Source organism: Streptomyces sp. NPDC048338, from assembly GCF_043201055.1.
GTDB lineage: Bacteria > Actinomycetota > Actinomycetes > Streptomycetales > Streptomycetaceae > Streptomyces.
This window is the reverse complement of the sequence record NZ_JBICYQ010000015.1, coordinates 268,847-286,868: the sequence shown is the minus strand read 5'-3', so window position 1 is coordinate 286,868 and position 18,022 is coordinate 268,847. Positions and strand designations below refer to the sequence as shown.

Annotated in this window: 20 protein-coding genes; 4 read left to right on the top strand and 16 right to left on the bottom strand. The window is 69.4% G+C overall.

Going from position 1 to position 18,022, the window contains the following annotated elements; translation table 11 throughout:
* Nucleotides 1–163: 163 nt before the first annotated feature.
* Nucleotides 164–916: a hypothetical protein gene (locus ACGFZF_RS31770; protein WP_393559772.1), complete on the bottom strand. Its 753-nt coding sequence runs from the start codon at nt 914–916 to the stop codon at nt 164–166.
* A 534-nt stretch (nt 917–1,450) separates the two neighbouring features.
* Between ACGFZF_RS31770 and ACGFZF_RS31765 the strand changes: the two genes are divergently transcribed.
* The 3 genes from ACGFZF_RS31765 to ACGFZF_RS31755 all read left to right on the top strand — a co-directional run bounded on the left by ACGFZF_RS31765 (nt 1,451) and on the right by ACGFZF_RS31755 (nt 4,709).
* Nucleotides 1,451–2,596: an acyltransferase family protein gene (locus tag ACGFZF_RS31765; RefSeq protein WP_393559770.1), complete on the top strand. Its 1,146-nt coding sequence runs from the start codon at nt 1,451–1,453 to the stop codon at nt 2,594–2,596.
* Between the two features lie 131 nt (nt 2,597–2,727).
* Complete coding sequence (coaA, locus tag ACGFZF_RS31760) at nt 2,728–3,729, top strand: type I pantothenate kinase (protein WP_356599618.1); 1,002 nt, start codon at nt 2,728–2,730, stop codon at nt 3,727–3,729.
* A gap of 20 nt (nt 3,730–3,749) precedes the next feature.
* Nucleotides 3,750–4,709, top strand: a complete 960-nt coding sequence (locus ACGFZF_RS31755) for a DUF389 domain-containing protein (protein ID WP_393559768.1) — start codon at nt 3,750–3,752, stop codon at nt 4,707–4,709.
* Nucleotides 4,710–4,728: 19 nt separating this feature from the next.
* Here ACGFZF_RS31755 and glmM read toward each other — a convergent pair whose 3' ends face one another.
* The 4 genes from glmM to ACGFZF_RS31735 all read right to left on the bottom strand — a co-directional run bounded on the left by glmM (nt 4,729) and on the right by ACGFZF_RS31735 (nt 9,107).
* Complete coding sequence (gene glmM, locus ACGFZF_RS31750) at nt 4,729–6,087, bottom strand: phosphoglucosamine mutase (protein WP_393559766.1); 1,359 nt, start codon at nt 6,085–6,087, stop codon at nt 4,729–4,731.
* A 163-nt stretch (nt 6,088–6,250) separates the two neighbouring features.
* On the bottom strand, nt 6,251–6,778 hold the full coding sequence (gene rpsI / locus ACGFZF_RS31745) for a 30S ribosomal protein S9 (RefSeq protein ID WP_393559764.1): 528 nt from the start codon (nt 6,776–6,778) through the stop codon (nt 6,251–6,253).
* 44 nt (nt 6,779–6,822) lie between these two features.
* The gene (rplM, locus tag ACGFZF_RS31740; protein WP_393559762.1) at nt 6,823–7,266 is read right to left on the bottom strand and encodes a 50S ribosomal protein L13; all 444 of its coding nucleotides are present in this window, start codon (nt 7,264–7,266) and stop codon (nt 6,823–6,825) included.
* A 218-nt stretch (nt 7,267–7,484) separates the two neighbouring features.
* Nucleotides 7,485–9,107 (bottom strand): ATP-binding cassette domain-containing protein, encoded by a 1,623-nt coding sequence (locus ACGFZF_RS31735; RefSeq protein ID WP_393559760.1) that lies wholly within the window; start codon nt 9,105–9,107, stop codon nt 7,485–7,487.
* 56 nt (nt 9,108–9,163) lie between these two features.
* Between ACGFZF_RS31735 and ACGFZF_RS31730 the strand changes: the two genes are divergently transcribed.
* Nucleotides 9,164–10,069 carry a hypothetical protein gene (locus tag ACGFZF_RS31730; protein WP_393559758.1) on the top strand — a complete coding sequence of 302 codons (906 nt, stop codon included), beginning with the start codon at nt 9,164–9,166 and terminating at the stop codon, nt 10,067–10,069.
* Here ACGFZF_RS31730 and truA read toward each other — a convergent pair.
* The 11 genes from truA to rplO all read right to left on the bottom strand — a co-directional run bounded on the left by truA (nt 10,040) and on the right by rplO (nt 18,022).
* Nucleotides 10,040–10,897, bottom strand: a complete 858-nt coding sequence (gene truA, locus ACGFZF_RS31725; RefSeq protein ID WP_393559756.1) for a tRNA pseudouridine(38-40) synthase TruA — start codon at nt 10,895–10,897, stop codon at nt 10,040–10,042. The two genes, ACGFZF_RS31730 and truA, sit on opposite strands and share 30 nt — an antisense overlap.
* An 88-nt stretch (nt 10,898–10,985) precedes the next feature.
* On the bottom strand, nt 10,986–11,471 hold the full coding sequence (rplQ, locus tag ACGFZF_RS31720) for a 50S ribosomal protein L17 (protein WP_393559754.1): 486 nt from the start codon (nt 11,469–11,471) through the stop codon (nt 10,986–10,988).
* A 211-nt stretch (nt 11,472–11,682) separates the two neighbouring features.
* Nucleotides 11,683–12,705, bottom strand: coding sequence for a DNA-directed RNA polymerase subunit alpha (locus ACGFZF_RS31715; RefSeq protein ID WP_003956430.1), 1,023 nt, complete (start codon nt 12,703–12,705; stop codon nt 11,683–11,685).
* 127 nt (nt 12,706–12,832) lie between these two features.
* Nucleotides 12,833–13,237 (bottom strand): 30S ribosomal protein S11, encoded by a 405-nt coding sequence (rpsK, locus tag ACGFZF_RS31710; RefSeq protein ID WP_003956432.1) that lies wholly within the window; start codon nt 13,235–13,237, stop codon nt 12,833–12,835.
* Nucleotides 13,238–13,303: 66 nt separating this feature from the next.
* Nucleotides 13,304–13,684, bottom strand: a complete 381-nt coding sequence (gene rpsM / locus ACGFZF_RS31705; protein WP_005313488.1) for a 30S ribosomal protein S13 — start codon at nt 13,682–13,684, stop codon at nt 13,304–13,306.
* A gap of 186 nt (nt 13,685–13,870) precedes the next feature.
* A complete protein-coding gene (gene rpmJ, locus ACGFZF_RS31700; protein WP_003956441.1) occupies nt 13,871–13,984 on the bottom strand; it encodes a 50S ribosomal protein L36 in 114 nt (37 codons plus the stop codon).
* 62 nt (nt 13,985–14,046) lie between these two features.
* Nucleotides 14,047–14,268: a translation initiation factor IF-1 gene (infA, locus tag ACGFZF_RS31695; protein WP_003956442.1), complete on the bottom strand. Its 222-nt coding sequence runs from the start codon at nt 14,266–14,268 to the stop codon at nt 14,047–14,049.
* Between the two features lie 183 nt (nt 14,269–14,451).
* A complete protein-coding gene (map, locus tag ACGFZF_RS31690) occupies nt 14,452–15,288 on the bottom strand; it encodes a type I methionyl aminopeptidase (protein WP_393559752.1) in 837 nt (278 codons plus the stop codon).
* 96 nt (nt 15,289–15,384) lie between these two features.
* Nucleotides 15,385–16,035 carry an adenylate kinase gene (locus ACGFZF_RS31685; RefSeq protein WP_356599634.1) on the bottom strand — a complete coding sequence of 217 codons (651 nt, stop codon included), beginning with the start codon at nt 16,033–16,035 and terminating at the stop codon, nt 15,385–15,387.
* Complete coding sequence (gene secY, locus ACGFZF_RS31680; RefSeq protein WP_356599636.1) at nt 16,035–17,354, bottom strand: preprotein translocase subunit SecY; 1,320 nt, start codon at nt 17,352–17,354, stop codon at nt 16,035–16,037. The genes ACGFZF_RS31685 and secY overlap by 1 nt, the downstream gene beginning before the upstream one ends.
* A 212-nt stretch (nt 17,355–17,566) precedes the next feature.
* The gene (gene rplO / locus ACGFZF_RS31675) at nt 17,567–18,022 is read right to left on the bottom strand and encodes a 50S ribosomal protein L15 (RefSeq protein ID WP_147980760.1); all 456 of its coding nucleotides are present in this window, start codon (nt 18,020–18,022) and stop codon (nt 17,567–17,569) included.

Here is an 18,022-nt window from a genome sequence, read left to right as displayed (position 1 = left end):
TCAGTGAGCGGTGTCCTGGGGCTTCGGATCCAAGGCGGAGGAGAGAGGCATGGCGGAGCCATGCCGACCGACGACAACGCCGGAGACGGAGTCGCAGGACACCGCGAGCCCGGCAAGACCGGCAGGACGCCCCCTGAGGGGTGTCCTGCCGATCGGGCCGGACTCAGCCCAGCTTCGCCGCCTGCGCGTCGACCACGACCTTCGGCAGGGTCTTGACGGTGCCGGAGAAGCTGATGGTGGAGAACGACGCGAGCGTGTTGCCCTTGCGGAAGACGACGAGCTTGCTGACGAAGGGCTCCCCGTCCAGGTCGCTGGTGACGGTCCAGGCCAGGGCCTCGTCGCCGGCGGTCACGGACTCGGGGGCGATCTTGGAGACCTTGGTCTTCGTGCCGCTCGACGTGACCTGGAAGCCGCCCGCGCACGCGGTGCCGGCGTCCTTCAGCGCGGCGAAGGTCTTCACGGCGCCCTCGCCGCCGTACGAACCGAGCGTCACGGAGGTCACCGGCGCGCCCAGCGCGCCCATGATGTCGTCCGGCGAGGCGGAGGTGTCCTTGCGGACCTCGATCGCCTTGCGCTGCGCGGAGGAGCCGGGGTCGCCGGCCGCGGCGGAGGACATGATCTCGGCGAGGGGCTCGCACGCGGGCTTGTCGGCGCCGACGTCGCCGGCGGTGACGACGTCCGCGGCCTTGGCCTTCTGCACCTGGTAGCCCTTGAGGTCCGCCTGCTCGACGACGAGCTTCTCCAGCTGGGCGGCGGGCAGCGCCTTCACGTCGGGGGCCGCGGACGCGGAGGCGGAGGCGGGGTCCTCGCCCTTCGGCTTGGCGTCGCCGTCCGAGCTGCAGGCCGTGAGGGCCAGGGCGAGCGAGGCGGCCGCGGCGGTGGCGGCGACGGAACGGCGGAGGACGGTGGCTCTCATGGGTCAACTCTCTTCTGGGGCCCGCGAATCTGTGTGAACCCTATGCAGCGGGCGGAGCCGCCGGTGACGGGGTGCCGCTTCGGCACCCGATCGCAACCGGCCGGGGCCGCGGACCGGGCCGCGGGAGGGCGGCGCACGGCCCGCCGGGCGGAGCAGCACCGCCCGGCGCGCCCCCGTATGTCCGCGAATCGTCCCGCCCACTCCCGAAGGGCCGTGGGGTACGTCACACGGGGCGGCGCGGCGGCTCCGCCGGGAGGCCGCCGGGCAGCCGTCTGACCAGGCAGGCAGGCTTCCACGGCGACGAGGGGGCGATCGGGCCGGCGGTCCGGCGGCTGCCGACGGCGGTCCGACGGCAGGAATACCCGGAGCGATGGCGGGCAGGCGGGCAATCCCCGGAGGGGCGGCCGCAGGCCGTCCGAGCGGGAAGTTCGACACGCCGCCGCACATCCTGCGCGCCGAGGGCATTGAGGGGTCAGGGACATTTCCACCACCGCCTCCACCACGTACGGGAGCCTGCCCGCATCGGGCGCAGCCGTGACGACCGGCACCACGCGGGCCTCGACCCGCGCCGGAACCGAGCCGAGACCCGTGGCGACGCTCGGCGGCACCCGGGTGGACTCCCTGACGGGACTGCGCTGGTTCGCGGCGCTCGGGGTGTTCCTCTTCCACACCAAGAGGTACGTCAGCGAGTCCGCGGCGCTGACCCAGCTCTCCTGGATCGGATACGAGGGCGTCCCCTTCTTCTTCGTCCTGTCCGGCTTCGTCATGGCGTGGGTCGCGCGCCCCGACGACACCACGACGGGGTACTACTGGCGCCGGTTCGCGCGGATCTGGCCGCTGCTCGCGGTGACCACCGCGGGAGTCGCGGCGCTGCGCGTCTGGTGGTGGCACCAGCCGGTCTCGGCGGCGGACGTCGTGTGGACGCTGACCTTCGCCCAGTCGTGGAGCAGCGAGCACTTCTTCACGCTGAACGTGGTGACCTGGACGCTGTCCGTGGAGGCCTTCTTCTATCTGGCCTTCCCGCTGCTCCACAGGATGCTCTCGCGCTGCCCTTCCCGGCTGCTGGCGGTCCTGGCCGTGCTGTCCGTGGCCGCGACCGCCGCCACCCGGATCCTGGGCCCCCGGTACGGCTTCGCGCCGGACGTGGAGCGTCTCGTCGTGGCCTCGCCGCTCTCGCTGACGCCGATGTTCGTCCTGGGCGTGTGCACGGCGATGCTCGTACGGCGCGGATGGCGTCCGCCCTTCGGCTCGGGCGTCGCGCTGACGCTCACCACGGGCACGGTGCTGCTGTGCTGGCTCTGGTTCCGCCATCCGGACGCCGTTCCGTACGTCGAGGTGCGGACGGGCACGTTCGACGCGGTCCTCATGCCGGCGTTCGCCCTGCTGATCGCGACGGCCGCGCTGCGCGACGTGCGCGGAGAACGGTCGCTGCTGCGCTCCCGGCCGCTGGTGAGGCTCGGCGAGTGGTCCTTCGCCTTCTACATCTGCCACGTGATCGTGCTGAAGGTGTTCGAGCACCTGGGCACGGCGCCGGGGCCCGGGCTGGGCAGGGACCTCGTCCGGATCGCCGTGGTCGCCGTCGGGACGGTGGCGGTCGCCGGCTGTCTGCACGAATGGGTCGAGAAGCCCGCCGAGCGGCGGCTCAGGCCGCTCCTGGGCGCCCGCCGGGCCACCGCGTGAGCGCGCCGGAGGCGCCCCGGCTCGCGTCGGCCGCGAAGCCGGCCGCGAAGGACGGCACGGCCGGCGCAAGGGCTCTCCCACGTGACCGAGCCCACCACCCACAAGCGGCCCGCAGCCCCGACAATGGCGGTGTGATCACTTCGCCGCCACGAAGCCCGAACCCCAAGGGGAACGGCAACGGCCATCGCCGGGTCGAGGCCACGCCGTACGTCGACCTCACCCGGGCCGAGTGGAGCGCCCTGCGGGACAAGACGCCGCTGCCGCTGTCCGCCGACGAGGTCGAGCGGCTGCGCGGCCTCGGCGACGTCATCGACCTCGACGAGGTCCGGGACATCTACCTGCCGCTCTCGCGCCTGCTGAACCTGTACGTCCAGGCCACCAGCGGGCTGCGCGGCGCGCTCAACACCTTCCTCGGCGAGCGGGCCGAGCAGCGCGGCACCCCCTTCGTGATAGGCGTCGCCGGCTCGGTGGCCGTCGGCAAGTCGACCGTGGCCCGTCTGCTCCAGGCCCTGCTGGCCCGCTGGCCCGAGCACCCGCGGGTGGAGCTGGTCACCACCGACGGGTTCCTGTACCCCATGGAGGAGCTCAAGGCGCGCGGGCTGATGTCGCGGAAGGGCTTCCCCGAGTCGTACGACCGGCGGGCGCTGACCCGGTTCGTCGCCGACATCAAGGCGGGCAAGGACGAGGTCACCGCGCCCGTCTACTCCCACCTCATCTACGACATCGTGCCCGGCGAGCGGCTCGTGGTGCGCCGCCCCGACATCCTGATCGTGGAGGGGCTCAACGTCCTCCAGCCGGCCCTGCCCGGCAAGGACGGCCGCACCCGCGTCGGTCTCGCCGACTACTTCGACTTCTCGGTGTACGTGGACGCGCGCCCCGAGGACATCGAGAGCTGGTACCTCAACCGCTTCCGCCGGCTGCGCGAGACCGCGTTCCAGAACCCCTTCTCGTACTTCCAGAAGTACACCCAGGTCTCCGAGGAGGAGGCCCTGGACTACGCCCGCACGATGTGGCGGACCATCAACAAGGTGAACCTGCTGGAGAACGTGGCGCCCACCCGGGGACGGGCCACCCTCGTCGTCCGCAAGGGGCCGGACCACAAGGTGCAGCGGCTGTCCCTGCGCAAACTCTGAGCCACGGTTAGGGTGCGCCCATGCTGCATCTGCGGATGATCACGCCGGCCGAGCGCACGGAGGCGGTGCTCGCCCTGATCGGCCGGACCGTCGGCACCACGCACCTGGTGGTCCTTCCCGGGGCCGCCCGCGACCCCGCCGGGGATCTCGTGACCTGCGACGTGGCCCGCGAGGCCGGAGACGAACTCCTGCACGGGCTGCGGAAGCTGGGCATCGACCAGGACGGCTCGATCGCGGTCGAGGACATCGACCTCTCCCTGTCCCGGCGTGCCGACGAGGCGGAGGAGGAGGCCCCGGGCGAGGCCGCGGACGCGGTGATCTGGGAGCAGCTGTCCGAGGTGACCCAGGAGGACTCCACCCTCACGATCACCTACGCCGCGTTCATGATCGTGGCGACCATGATCGCGGCTTGCGGTGTGGTGCTGGACAACGCGGTCCTGATCGTGGGCGCGATGGCCGTCGGACCGGAGTTCGGTCCGCTCGCCGGCATCTGCACGGGCCTGGTGCGGCGGTCGGCGCGGCAGGCCCGCCGTTCGCTGGGCGCGCTGCTCATCGGCTTCGCCGTGGCGATCGTGGCCACCACGGCGTTCAGTCTGGTGATGAACGCCCTGGGGCTGTTCGAGGAGTCCATGCTCGACAGTCCGCGGCCCAACACCAGCTTCATCTGGCAGCCCGACCCGTTCTCCTTCGTCGTGGCGCTGCTCGCGGGGGTGGCCGGCGTCCTGTCGCTCACCTCCGCCAAGTCGGGGGCACTGGTGGGCGTGGCGATCTCGGTGACCACCGTCCCGGCCGCCGCGAACGCCGCCGTGGCGCTGAGCTACGGCGATCTGGGTCAGATGTGGGGCTCCACCGAGCAGTTGCTGCTGAACCTGGGCGGCATCGTGCTCGCCGGGGTCCTCACCCTGCTCGGCTGGAAACTGGTGTGGCGCACCCAGGCGGGGCGGATGATCCGCCGCCCGCCGGGTACGCCACGTCGCTGACCGTCCGAGGCCCGGGGGCTCAGCCCAGCGCGGACTTCACCACGTCCGCGAGGCGTCCGGCCACCGCGCGCGCCTGCTCGATGTCGGCGGCCTCCACCATCACGCGGACCAGCGGCTCGGTGCCCGAGGGGCGCAGCAGGACCCGTCCGGTGGCGCCGAGCTCCCGCTCGGCGTCGGAGACGGCGGCGGCCAGGTCGCCCGAGGTGGCGACGCGCGACTTGTCCACGTCCGGCACGTTGACGAGCACCTGCGGCAGCCGGTCCATGACGGCGGCGAGCTCGGCGAGCGACCGGCCGGTGGCGACGACGCGGGCCGCGAGCATGAGGCCCGTCAGCGTGCCGTCGCCGGTGGTGGCGTGGTCGAGCACGATCACGTGGCCGGACTGCTCGCCGCCCAGCGCGAAGCCGTGCTCCTTCATGGCCTCCAGGACGTACCGGTCGCCCACGGCCGTCTGCACGAGTGCGAGACCCTCGCGCTCCATCGCCAGCTTGAAGCCGAGGTTGGACATCACGGTGCCGACAACGGTGTCACCCCGCAGCGTCCCGGCCTCGCGCATGGCGAGCGCGAGTACGGCGAGGATCTGGTCGCCGTCGACCTCGTTCCCGTCCGCGTCGACCGCGAGGCAGCGGTCGGCGTCGCCGTCGTGCGCGATGCCGAGGTGGGCGCCGTGCTCGACGACGGCCGCCTTCAGCAGGCCGAGGTGGGTGGAGCCGCAGCCGTCGTTGATGTTGAGGCCGTCCGGGCTCGCGCCGATGGTGACGACCTCGGCGCCGGCCCGCGAGAACGCCTCGGGGGACACCCGGGCGGCGGCGCCGTGCGCCTCGTCGAGGACGACCTTCAGGCCGTCGAGGCGGTTCGGCAGGACGGCGATCAGGTGGGCGACGTACTTGTCGAAGCCCTCGTCGTAGTCGCGGACCCGGCCGACGCCCGCGCCGGTGGGCCGCTCCCAGGGCGCGCCGGTGCGGTGTTCGTCGTAGACGGCCTCGATACGGTCCTCCAGCTCGTCGGCGAGCTTGTGACCGCCCCGGGCGAAGAACTTGATGCCGTTGTCGGGCATGGCGTTGTGGCTCGCGGAGAGCATGACGCCGAGGTCGGCGCCGAGGGCGCCGGTGAGATAGGCCACGGCCGGGGTCGGCAGGACACCGACGCGCAGGACGTTCACCCCGGCGCTGGCCAGGCCGGCCACGACGGCGGCCTCCAGGAACTCTCCCGACGCGCGCGGGTCACGCCCGACCACCGCGGTCGGCCGGTGGCCTTCAAAGGTTCCCGCCTCGGCGAGCACATGCGCCGCGGCGACCGACAGGCCGAGCGCGAGCTCCGCCGTCAGATCCGCGTTGGCAACACCACGCACGCCGTCCGTGCCGAAGAGTCGTCCCACAGCTGTCCTCCGAAACTGCTTCGAAAATGCGATCCCCTGAGCGGCTCATGCCCATTTCTCGACGCAAGTCGCTCAGAACGTGCCCAAGGTTATGAAAAGACGTACGCCCCGGCAGCACGGGCAGTGCCGCCGGGGCGTACGTACAAGCAGGCGAGCAGGCGATTTAGCGCTTGCTGTACTGCGGGGCCTTACGGGCCTTCTTGAGACCGGCCTTCTTGCGCTCGACCGCACGGTCGTCGCGGGAGAGGAAGCCGGCCTTCTTCAGCGCCGGGCGGTTGTTCTCGACGTCCGCCTCGTTCAGCGCACGGGCCACGCCGAGACGCAGGGCGCCGGCCTGACCCGAGACGCCGCCACCCGAGATGCGGGCGATGACGTCGTAGCGGTTGTCGAGCTCGAGCACCTTGAAGGGCTCGTTGACTTCCTGCTGGTGCACCTTGTTCGGGAAGTAGTCCTCGAGGGTGCGACCGTTGATCTTCCACTTGCCGGTGCCCGGAACGATCCGGACGCGGGCGATGGCGTTCTTGCGACGGCCCAGGCCGGCGGCCGGCTGCGGGTCACCGAAGCGGGAAGCCAGGGACTCGGTGGTGTACTCGCCCTCGACGGGAACCTCGGACTCGAAGGTGGTGACCTCGGCGTAGGTCTCCTCGCCCTCGATGCCCTCGACGGGGGTCTCAACAGTGGTCTCGGCCACGATTCTCCTCAGATTTCTTTCGTTCTTAGGGGGTGTGGCCGGAACTACTGCGCGACCTGGGTGATCTCGAACGGGACCGGCTGCTGAGCAGCGTGCGGGTGGTTCTCGCCCGCGTAGACCTTCAGCTTCGAGAGCATCTGACGGCCGAGGGAGTTCTTGGGGATCATGCCCTTGATGGCCTTCTCGACGGCCTTCTCGGGGTTCTTGTCCAGAAGCTCGTCGTAACGGACGGAGCGCAGACCACCCGGGAAGCCGGAGTGGCGGTACGCCATCTTCTGGGTCTTCTTGTTGCCGGAGAGGTGCACCTTGTCAGCGTTGATGATGATGACAAAGTCGCCCATGTCCATGTGGGGGGCGTAGATCGGCTTGTGCTTGCCCCGGAGGAGGTTCGCTGCCGTGGTCGCCAGACGGCCCAGGACGATGTCCTGCGCGTCGATGATGTGCCACTGGCGAGTGACATCGCCGGGCTTGGGGCTGTACGTACGCACTTCGTAGCCTTCGCTTCTTCAGTGGATGGAGTCCAGACACACCTGAAGCGATCATGCAGCTGGGGCCTGCACTGCCGGGACACCGCCCGTATGCGAGCCACTGGTAACTGCTCCAGGGAACCTGCGTAAGGGCCGTTCGCGCGAGAACGACGAAGCCACTACGCATAACAAACCGCAACAGTACCCGCGCCACCCCGGACGGGTCAAAACGCGCCGAGCTACCGGGCCCGTTCCACCCGGCGCTCGTCCCAGACCGGCTCGCTCGTCTCCCGCACGACCCCGTCCGAGCCGAAGACGAGGTACCGGTCGAAGGTCTTCGCGAACCAGCGGTCGTGGGTGACCGCCAGGACCGTGCCCTCGTAGGACTCCAGGCCGTCCTGAAGCGCCTCCGCGGACTCCAGGTCCAGGTTGTCGGTCGGCTCGTCGAGCAGCAGCGCCGTGGTGCCCGAGAGCTCCAGGAGCAGGATCTGGAAGCGGGCCTGCTGTCCGCCGGAGAGCTTCTCGAAGGGCTGGTCGCCCTGTGCCTCCAGCTCGTAGCGCCGCAGCACCGACATCGCCCCGCCTCGGTCCTTGGCGTGCTCCGACCACAGGATGTCCACCAGGGAGCGGCCCTGCAGCTCCGGATGGGCGTGGGTCTGGGCGAAGTGGCCGGGGACGACCCGCGCGCCCGTCTTCCACAGGCCCGTGTGCGCGACCGACGGGTCGCCCGCGAGCAGCCGCAGGAAGTGCGACTTCCCGGAGCCGTTCGAGCCGAGGACGGCCACCCGCTCGCCGTAGAAGATCTCCAGCGAGAACGGCTTCATCAGCCCGGTCAGCTCAAGGTTCTCGCAGGTCACGGCACGCACGCCGGTACGTCCACCGCGCAGCCGCATCCGGATGTCCTGCTCGCGCGGCGGCTCCGGGGGCGGTCCCGCCTCCTCGAACTTCCGCAGCCGGGTCTGGGCCGCCGCGTACCGGGACGCCATCTCGTGGCTCACCGCCGCCGCCTGGCGCAGGTTGACCACCAGCTTCTTCAGCTGGGCGTGCTTCTCCTCCCAGCGCCGCTTCAGCTCCTCGAAGCGCGCGAACCGCTCCCGCCGCGCCTCGTGGAAGGTGTCGAAGCCGCCGCCGTGCACCCACACGTCGGAGCCGGCGGGGCCGGGCTCCACCGCGACGATCTTCTCCGCGGCCCGGGCCAGCAGCTCCCGGTCGTGCGAGATGAAGAGCACGGTCTTGCGGGTCTCCCGAAGCCGCTCCTCCAGCCACCGCTTGCCGGGGACGTCCAGGTAGTTGTCCGGCTCGTCGAGCAGCAGCACCTCGTCCGTGCCCCGCAGCAGGGACTCCAGGACCAGCCGCTTCTGCTCGCCGCCGCTGAGCGTGCGCACCTCGCGGAACTGCGCCTTCTCGTAGGGGACGCCGAGCGCCGCCATGGTGCACATGTCCCAGACGGTCTCGGCCTCGTAGCCCTGGACCTCCGCCCAGTCGCTGAGTGCCTGCGCGTACGTCATCTGCGCGGCCTCGTCGTCGACGGTCATGATCAGGTGCTCGGCCTCGTCGACCGCCTTCGCCGCCTCCCGGATCCGCGGCTGCGCCACGGAGACCAGCAGGTCGCGGACGGTGCGGTCGTCCCGTACCGAGCCGACGAACTGCGGCATCACGCCGAGACCGCCGCCGACGGTGACGGTGCCGCCGTGCGGCTGGAGCTCTCCGGAGATCATCCGGAGCAGCGTGGTCTTCCCGGCGCCGTTGGCGCCGACCAGGGCGACCACCGCCCCCTCCCCCACCCGGAAGGAGGCGTCGGCGAGAAGCACCCTCCCGTCCGGAAGGTAGTACTCCAGATGCGCGACCTCGACATGTCCCATGAGGGGCATTGTCGCCGCCGACCGCGCTCTCCCCCAACCGGTTTAGGATGCGCGGCATGAGCTTTGGGGGACCGCAGTGGCCGCAGCAGCCGCAGCAGCCGAACGGACAGCAGCGCGAGAGCTGGCAGCAGCCCGACCCCTTCCCGGGGGCCCAGGCGCCGCAGACACCGGACTGGGGCGCTCTCGCCGACGCCTCGGCCGCCCGTAGCCGCCGCAAGCGCTGGCTGACGATCGGCGGCGGCGCGCTGGCGACCCTCGCCGTCGGCGCGATCGTCGCGACCGCCGTGGTCGGCAGCGGCGGCACGGACGACGAGGCCGGCAAGAACGGCTCGCCCACCCCCATCGGGTCCGCCGCCCCGAGCGGCTCCCCCACGCCCGGCCCGACCTTCTCGTCGGTCGCTCCGCCGCCCCCGCCCAACCCCCGGGACTTCATCTCCAGCGAGGCGAAGGACAAGGCCCCGCTCAGCGCCGAGGGCCTCTTCCCGGGCAAGAAGCTGACGATGAGCGGGCGGGAGTACAAGAAGGGCGCGACCTCCTCCACGACGAACTGCGCGAGTGTCACGACGGGCGCCCTGGGCGGGGTGCTGAAGCGCAACGGCTGCGACCGGGTGATCCGCGCCACCTACGTGAAGGACGGGGTCGCGATCACCGTCGGCGTGGCCGTCTTCTCCACCGAGGCGGAGGCCCTGAAGGCGAAGAACCAGGCTGGCGGGGGCATCGCGCCGCTGGCCGGCGCGGGCGTCGGCGACTTCTGCCGCGCCACCGTCTGCCTCCGCCGCGCGAACTCGATCGGCCGGTACGCCTACTTCACCCAGGCGGGCTTCACCGACGGCAGGAAGGTCACGATGACCGACAAGCCGATCTTCCAGGCCAGCGACGACGTGAACTCCTTCGCCTTCAACCAGATCTACGCCCGCGGCCGGGCGCAGGCCTCAGCAGCAGCCGGCGCTCCCGGGGAGTGACCGCTTGTTCCTGGCCTCCAGGTTCCGGGCGGCCAGGAACTCGTCGGCGGGGTAGCCGACCTCTTCGAGCGTGAGGCCGTGCGGCCGTACGACGTGCACGGCGGAGTCCCGCACACCGGCGGCCAGCACCTTGCCCGGCCAGTCGACCGGGCGGTGCCCGTCGCCCACGAAGAGCAGCGCGCCGACCAGCGAGCGGACCATGTTGTGGCAGAAGGCGTCGGCCTTCACGGTGGCTTCGAGGATGCCGTCCGCGCGCCGCTCCCAGCGCAGCTCCTGGAGGGTGCGGATGGTGGTGGCGCCCTCGCGCTTCTTGCAGTAGGCGGCGAAGTCGTGCTCGCCGACGAGGCGCTCGGCGGCGGCGTTCATCGCGTCCATGTCCAGGGCCCAGTCGTGCCACAGGACGTGCCCGCGCAGCAGCGGGTCGACACCGCCGGGGGCGTCGGTGACGCGGTAGGCGTAGCGGCGCCAGACGGCGGAGAAGCGGGCGTTGAAGCCGCTGGGGGCCTCGCTCACCCGTCGGATCCGCACGTCGTGGGACAAGCGCCCGGCGAGCCGGCGCAGCAGCTTGTCGTGGTGCTCGGCCCACAGCTCCACCGGCAGGTCGACGTGCGCGACCTGACCGCGGGCGTGCACACCGGCGTCGGTGCGGCCGGCGACGGTCAGCTCGTACGTCTCCTGGGACCGGGTCACCGTGCGCAGGGCGTCCTCGATGTCGCCCTGGACGGTCCGCCGCCCGTGGGCCTGCTTGGCCCATCCGGAGAAGTCCCTGCCGTCGTAGGACAGGTCGAGCCGGACTCGTACGAAACCGGGCTGCACGTCATCGCTCACGCGGAAAATCCTCTCAGAACCCTGTGCACGCGGAAGCGGGCCCGTACCCCCAGGGGTACGGGCCCGCCCACGAGAAACGTCGGAACGCTTACGCGTCCTTCGACTCCTCGGCCGGAGCGTCCTCGACCTTGGTCTCCTCGACCTTGGCCTCGTCGGCCTCCTTGACCGCGCGCTTGGCGGCGGCCTCGGCCTCGGCGACGGTCGCCTTCTTGGCGATCTCGCCCTCGACCAGCTCGATCACGGCCATCGGGGCGTTGTCGCCACGACGGTTGCCGATCTTGGTGATACGGGTGTAGCCACCCGGGCGCTCGGAGTAGCGCGGCGCGATCTCGGTGAAGAGGGTGTGGACGATGCCCTTGTCGGTGATCGTCTGCAGCACCAGGCGACGGTTGTGGATGTCGCCCTTCTTCGCCTTGGTGATCAGGCGCTCGGCGACCGGACGCAGGCGGCGGGCCTTGGCCTCGGTCGTGGTGATGCGGCCGTGCTCGAAGAGCGACTTCGCCAGGTTGGCAAGCAGCAGACGCTCGTGAGCGGCGCTGCCGCCGAGGCGGGCACCCTTGGTGGGACGCGGCATGGTGTTTCTCCTTGTGATCTGCACCGGCCGTGTGAGGTACCGGTGTCAGTGTCCGCGCGGGCGGTCTGCCCGACGGAGATCCGGGCGGAACCCGGAAAACCCGGGGCCGTGAGGCCCCGGAGGTCTGTCGTCCCGGCCGGAGCCGGGGGAAGCCGTCCGTCGCACCGGGGGCCGGAACCCCGAAGGGTCCCGGTCCCCGGCGACGGAGCGACTAGTACTGCTCGGTCTCGACGAAGCCCGCGTCCGCGTCGTCGTCGGCGCCGAAGGCGTCGGCGGCGGCGGTCGGGTCGAATCCGGGCGGGCTGTCCTTGAGGGCCAGGCCCATGCCGGCCAGCTTCGCCTTGACCTCGTCGATCGACTTCGCACCGAAGTTGCGGATGTCGAGCAGGTCGGCCTCGGAACGCGCCACGAGCTCACCCACGGAGTGGATGCCCTCGCGCTTGAGGCAGTTGTACGAACGAACGGTGAGCTCGAGCTCCTCGATCGGCAGCGCCAGGTCGGCGGCCAGGGCGGCGTCCGTCGGGGACGGGCCCATGTCGATGCCCTCGGCGTCGATGTTGAGCTCGCGCGCCAGACCGAACAGCTCGACCAGGGTCTTGCCGGCGGACGCCATGGCGTCACGCGGGCGCATGGCCTGCTTGGTCTCGACGTCGACGATCAGCTTGTCGAAGTCGGTGCGCTGCTCGACACGGGTCGCCTCGACCTTGTACGTGACCTTGAGCACCGGCGAGTAGATGGAGTCGACCGGGATACGGCCGATCTCCTGGCCCACCTGCTTGTTCTGGACGGCGGAGACGTAGCCGCGACCGCGCTCGACGGTCAGCTCCATCTCCAGCTTGCCCTTGCCGTTGAGCGTGGCGAGGACCAGGTCCGGGTTGTGCACCTCGACACCGGCCGGCGGGGCGATGTCGGCAGCGGTGACCAGGCCGGGACCCTGCTTGCGCAGGTACATCACGACCGGCTCGTCGTGCTCGGAGGAGACGACCAGCTGCTTGATGTTGAGGATGAGGTCGGTGACGTCCTCCTTGACGCCCGGCACGGTGGTGAACTCGTGCAGGACACCGTCGATGCGGATGGACGTGACGGCCGCACCCGGGATCGAGGAGAGGAGCGTACGACGGAGGCTGTTGCCGAGCGTGTAGCCGAAGCCCGGCTCCAGGGGCTCGATGACGAACCGCGAGCGGTATTCGTCGACGACCTCTTCGGTCAGCGAGGGACGCTGAGCGATCAGCATGTTGTGAATCCTTCAGTCATGGACACCCACTATTTGATGCCCTGAGGTACTGCTGGTACTGCAAGGGTACGGGCGGCACGCCCCCGAAGAGCCGTACCGCCCGAAGCCTGTGTCAAGCAGCCGTGCGTCAGACGCGGCGGCGCTTGGGGGGACGGCAGCCGTTGTGCGGCGTGGGGGTGACGTCCTGGATCGAACCGACCTCGAGGCCCGTGGCCTGGAGGGAGCGGATCGCGGTCTCGCGGCCGGAGCCCGGACCCTTCACGAAGACGTCGACCTTGCGCATGCCGTGCTCCTGCGCGCGGCGGGCGGCCGACTCGGCGGCCATCTGCGCGGCGAACGGAGTCGACTTGCGCGAGCCCTTGAAGCCGACGTGGCCGGCGGAGGCCCAGGAGATCACGTTGCCGGACGGGTCCGTGATCGAGACGATCGTGTTGTTGAACGTGCTCTTGATGTGCGCGTGGCCGTGAGCGACGTTCTTCTTTTCCTTGCGGCGCACCTTCTTGGCAGCGCCCTGACGACCCTTGGGGGGCATCTATTACTCCTACGGGAGGTGGTCGGTCCTACAGCGAAGACCGCATGGTCAAGCGTCCGCTGAGGACTACTTCTTGCCCGGCTTCTTCTTGCCGGCGATGGCGCGACGCGGGCCCTTACGGGTACGGGCGTTCGTGCTGGTGCGCTGACCGTGTACCGGCAGGCCACGACGGTGGCGGATGCCCTGGTAGCACTGGATCTCGATCTTGCGGCGGATGTCGCCCTGGATCTCGCGGCGGAGGTCGCCCTCGGTCTGGAGGTTGGCGTCCACGTACTCGCGGATCTTGACCAGGTCCTCTTCGGCCAGGTCACGAACGCGGGTGTTCGGGTTCACGCCGGTCGAGGCGAGGATCTCCTTGGACCGGGTACGCCCGATACCGAAGACGTAGGTGAGTGCGATCTCCACACGCTTTTCGCGCGGGATGTCAACACCGGAAACGCGTGCCATTCAATGGCTCCTGTGTGTTCGGGGGTCTTCCGCAAAGCCACTCCCGATCGCCGTATGAGGTACGAATCGGGTCCCCGGCCCCCGCCGGAGGTGCCGCCGACCCTTGCGGGCTGGGCGGGCTCTGCTGATGTACGAATTGCTTGCGTCGCGCGAAGAACTGCGGAGGTGCAGGTCGGTCGGCGTGCGTCAGCCCTGGCGCTGCTTGTGGCGCAGGTTGTCGCAGATGACCATGACCCGGCCGTGACGGCGGATCACCTTGCACTTGTCGCAGATCTTCTTGACGCTCGGCTTGACCTTCATGGGATGTGAGGTTCTCCGGGTCAGTGCCACCACCCGCGCCGGAGGCGGGGTGCGGGCAAGATCTACTTGTACCGGTAGACGATCCGGCCACGCGTCAGGTCATAGGGAGAGAGCTCCACCACGACCCGGTCGTCCGGAAGGATTCGGATGTAGTGCATCCGCATCTTGCCGGAGATGTGCGCGAGGACCTTGTGACCGTTCTGGAGCTCCACCTTGAACATGGCGTTCGGGAGGGACTCGATCACGGTGCCCTCGATTTCGATGGCACCTTGCTTCTTGGCCACGCTTCGCCTTTCGAATCGGCTACCTTGATCGACTCTCGCCGCCGTATGCGGACACACGGGTACACGAGAGCCGACGCATCAGTCTACGTCAGCCCCTTGGAAAAGACGAATCCGGGAAGTTTGCCCACCTCGGAAGATCCTTACGCAAGGAGCCGCGCCGTAGAAAACCAGGGGTGCGGCGGGCTACGCGAGCGGGTCCGGCGCCGCGGTGACGCCCAGCTCCGCGAGCTTCGCCTTGCCGCCGTCGGGCGCCGTCAGCACCAGCGGTCCGGCCTCCGTCACGGCGACCGAGTGCTCCCAGTGGGAGGACCAGGTCCCGTCCGTCGTGATGACCGTCCAGTCGTCCGAGAGGACCTCGGTGCGCGGCGTGCCCAGGGACACCATGGGCTCGATCGCCAGGCAGAAGCCGGGGACCAGCTTGGGGCCCTTGCCCCGCTTGCGCGAGACGTAGTTCAGCAGGTGCGGGTCCATGTGCATCTCGGTGCCGATGCCGTGGCCGCCGTAGTCCTCGACGATGCCGTACTTGCCGCCGCCGGGCTTGGGCTGGCGCCGGATGTACGTCTCGATGGCGCGCGAGATGTCGACCAGGCGGTTGCCGTTCCTCATGGCGGCGATACCGGCCCACATCGACTCCTCGGTCACCCGGGAGAGCTCGATGAGCTCGGGGGCGTGACCCGAGCCGACGAACGCGGTGTAGGCCGCGTCACCGTGCCAGCCGTCGATGATCGCGCCGCAGTCGATCGAGATGATGTCGCCGTCCTTGAGGACGGTCTTCTCGTCCGGGATGCCGTGCACGACGACCTCGTTCACCGAGGTGCAGATCGTCGCGGGAAAGCCGCCGTACCCCAGGAAGTTCGACTTCGCGCCGTGGTCCGCGATCACCTTGCGCGCGACCTCGTCCAGGTCCTTCGTCGTCGACCCGGGCACAGCCGCCTCGCGGGTCGCCGCGTGGATGGCGGCGACGACCAGCCCCGCCTCACGCATCTTCGCGATCTGCTCGGGGGTCTTGATCTGCACCATCGTGGCGGGGGCCTTTCCATACGAGTACACGGGACATAACAACGATACGGCCGCGGCGCCCCGAGGGGCACCGCGGCCGTATCCGTGGTGTGTGGGTCAGCTCTTCTTCAGCGCGGCCATCGCCCGCGCCGTGACCTCGTCCACCTTGCCGAGCGCCGAGATCGTCACGACCAGGTTCTGCGCCCGGTAGTAGTCGATGATCGGCTCGGTCTGGGTGTGGTAGACCTCCAGGCGGCGGCGGACCGTCGTCTCGGAGTCGTCGTCACGCTGGTAGAGCTCGCCGCCGCACACGTCACAGACGCCCTCCGCCTTCGGCGGGGTGTAGGTGACGTGGAAGACGTGCGCGCTGTCGTTGCGGCAGATGCGGCGACCCGCGATCCGCTTGACGACCTCGTCCTCGGGGACCTCCAGGTCCAGGACCGCGTCCAGCTGCATGTCCTCTGCCTTGAGGACCACATCCAGAGCCTCGGCCTGGGCCACGTTGCGCGGGAACCCGTCCAGCAGGAAGCCGTTGGCGGCGTCCGCCTGCTCCATGCGGTCCTTGGCCATCCCGATGGTTACCTCGTCCGGGACAAGGTCGCCGGCGTCCATGTACGCCTTGGCCTTGAGTCCCAGCTCCGTGCCCTGACTGATGTTGGCGCGGAACAGGTCACCCGTGGAGATGTGCGGGATGTCCAGGTTCTTGGCAAGGAACGCGGCCTGCGTACCCTTGCCGGCCCCGGGCGGTCCGACGAGGACGATTCGCATCAGCGGAGGAACCCTTCGTAATTGCGCTGCTGGAGCTGGCTCTCGATCTGCTTCACGGTCTCCAGCCCCACACCCACGATGATGAGGATGCTCGTCCCACCGAAGGGGAAGTTGGCATTGGCGCCACCGAAGCCTGCCAACGCCATCGTCGGCACAAGAGCGATCAGACCCAGATACAGCGAGCCCGGCCAAGTGATCCGGTTGAGCACGTAGCTCAGGTACTCGGCAGTAGGTCGACCAGCCCGGATACCCGGGATGAAGCCACCATACTTCTTCATGTTGTCGGCGACTTCCTCGGGGTTGAACGAGATCGCCACGTAGAAGAAGGCGAAGAACACGATCAGGAGGAAGTACGTCGCGATGTAGTAGGGGTGGTCACCCTTGACGAAGTGGGCTTCGATCCAGGTTTTCCAGCCCGCGGTGGAGTTCGAGAACTGCGCGATCAAGGCCGGGATGTAGAGCAGCGACGAGGCGAAGATGACAGGAATCACACCTGCCTGGTTCACCTTGAGAGGGATATAAGTGGACGTTCCGCCGTAGGACCTGCGGCCGATCATCCGCTTCGCGTACTGCACGGGGATGCGTCGCTGCGCCTGCTCGACGAAGACGACGAGCGCCACCATCACGAAGCCGATCAGGATGACGGTGCCGAACTCGATCCAGCCCTTGGCGAGCTTGCCGCTCTCCTTGATGGCCCACAGGGCGCCCGGGAAGCCGGCGGCGATCGAGATGAACATCAGGATCGACATGCCGTTGCCGATGCCGCGGTCGGTGACGAGCTCACCGAGCCACATGACCACCGCGGTGCCGGCGGTCATCGTGATGACCATCGTGGCGGTGATGAAGATGGACTGGTCGGGCACGACCTGGTTGGCGACCGTGCAGCCGCTGAACAGCGCGCCGGTGCGCGCGGTCGCGACGAGGCCGGTGCCCTGGAGGATGGCGAGGGCGATCGTCAGGTAGCGCGTGTACTGCGTGATCTTTGCCGTGCCGGACTGCCCCTCCTTCTTGAGGGCTTCCAGGCGCGGGATCACGACGGTCAGCAGCTGCAGGATGATGCTCGCCGTGATGTACGGCATGATGCCGAGCGCGAAGATGGTGATCTGCAGCAGCGCGCCGCCACTGAACATGTTCACCAGGCCGAACAGGGAGTTGTTGCCCTGACTCGCCTGGTCCACGCACTGCTGGACGGCCTTGTAGCTGACGCCCGGCACGGGGATGTGTGCCCCGAGCCGGTACAGCACGATGATGCCGAGTGTGAAGAGCAGCTTCTTGCGCAGGTCGGGCGTCTTGAACGCCCGGGCGAACGCGGTGAGCACGGTGCCTCCTGCGACCCCCGCGCTATGCGTCAGAGGTGACGGTCTTGAGGTTCGACGAGTAGATACGAGTCATGAAAACCGCGCGGGCATACCGCACGGAGCCTAGACATGCACGCCACCTTACCGGCGACCATGCCCCCCTAGGAACGACCAACCGGGGATGCCCCATTTGAGAGGCATCCCCGGTCGGATGTTCAGGCCATCGAGTCGTCTCAGACGAGCTCGGTGACGGTGCCGCCGGCGGCGGCGATCTTCTCCTTGGCGGAGCCGGAGACGGCGTCGACCGTCACCTGCAGCGCCACGGAGACCTCACCGGTGCCGAGCACCTTGACGAGGCTGTTCTTGCGCACCGCGCCCTTGGCGACCAGGTCGGCCACCGTGACCTCTCCACCCTCGGGGTAGAGAGCGCCGAGCTTGTCCAGGTTCACGACCTGGTACTCGGTGCGGAACGGGTTCTTGAAGCCCTTGAGCTTCGGAAGACGCATGTGGAGGGGCATCTGGCCACCCTCGAAGCGCTCCGGAACCTGGTAACGGGCCTTCGTACCCTTGGTACCACGACCAGCGGTCTTACCCTTGGACGCCTCACCACGACCCACACGGGTCTTGGCGGTCTTGGCGCCCGGGGCAGGCCGGAGGTTGTGGGCCTTCAGCGGGCTGTTCTCCGCCAT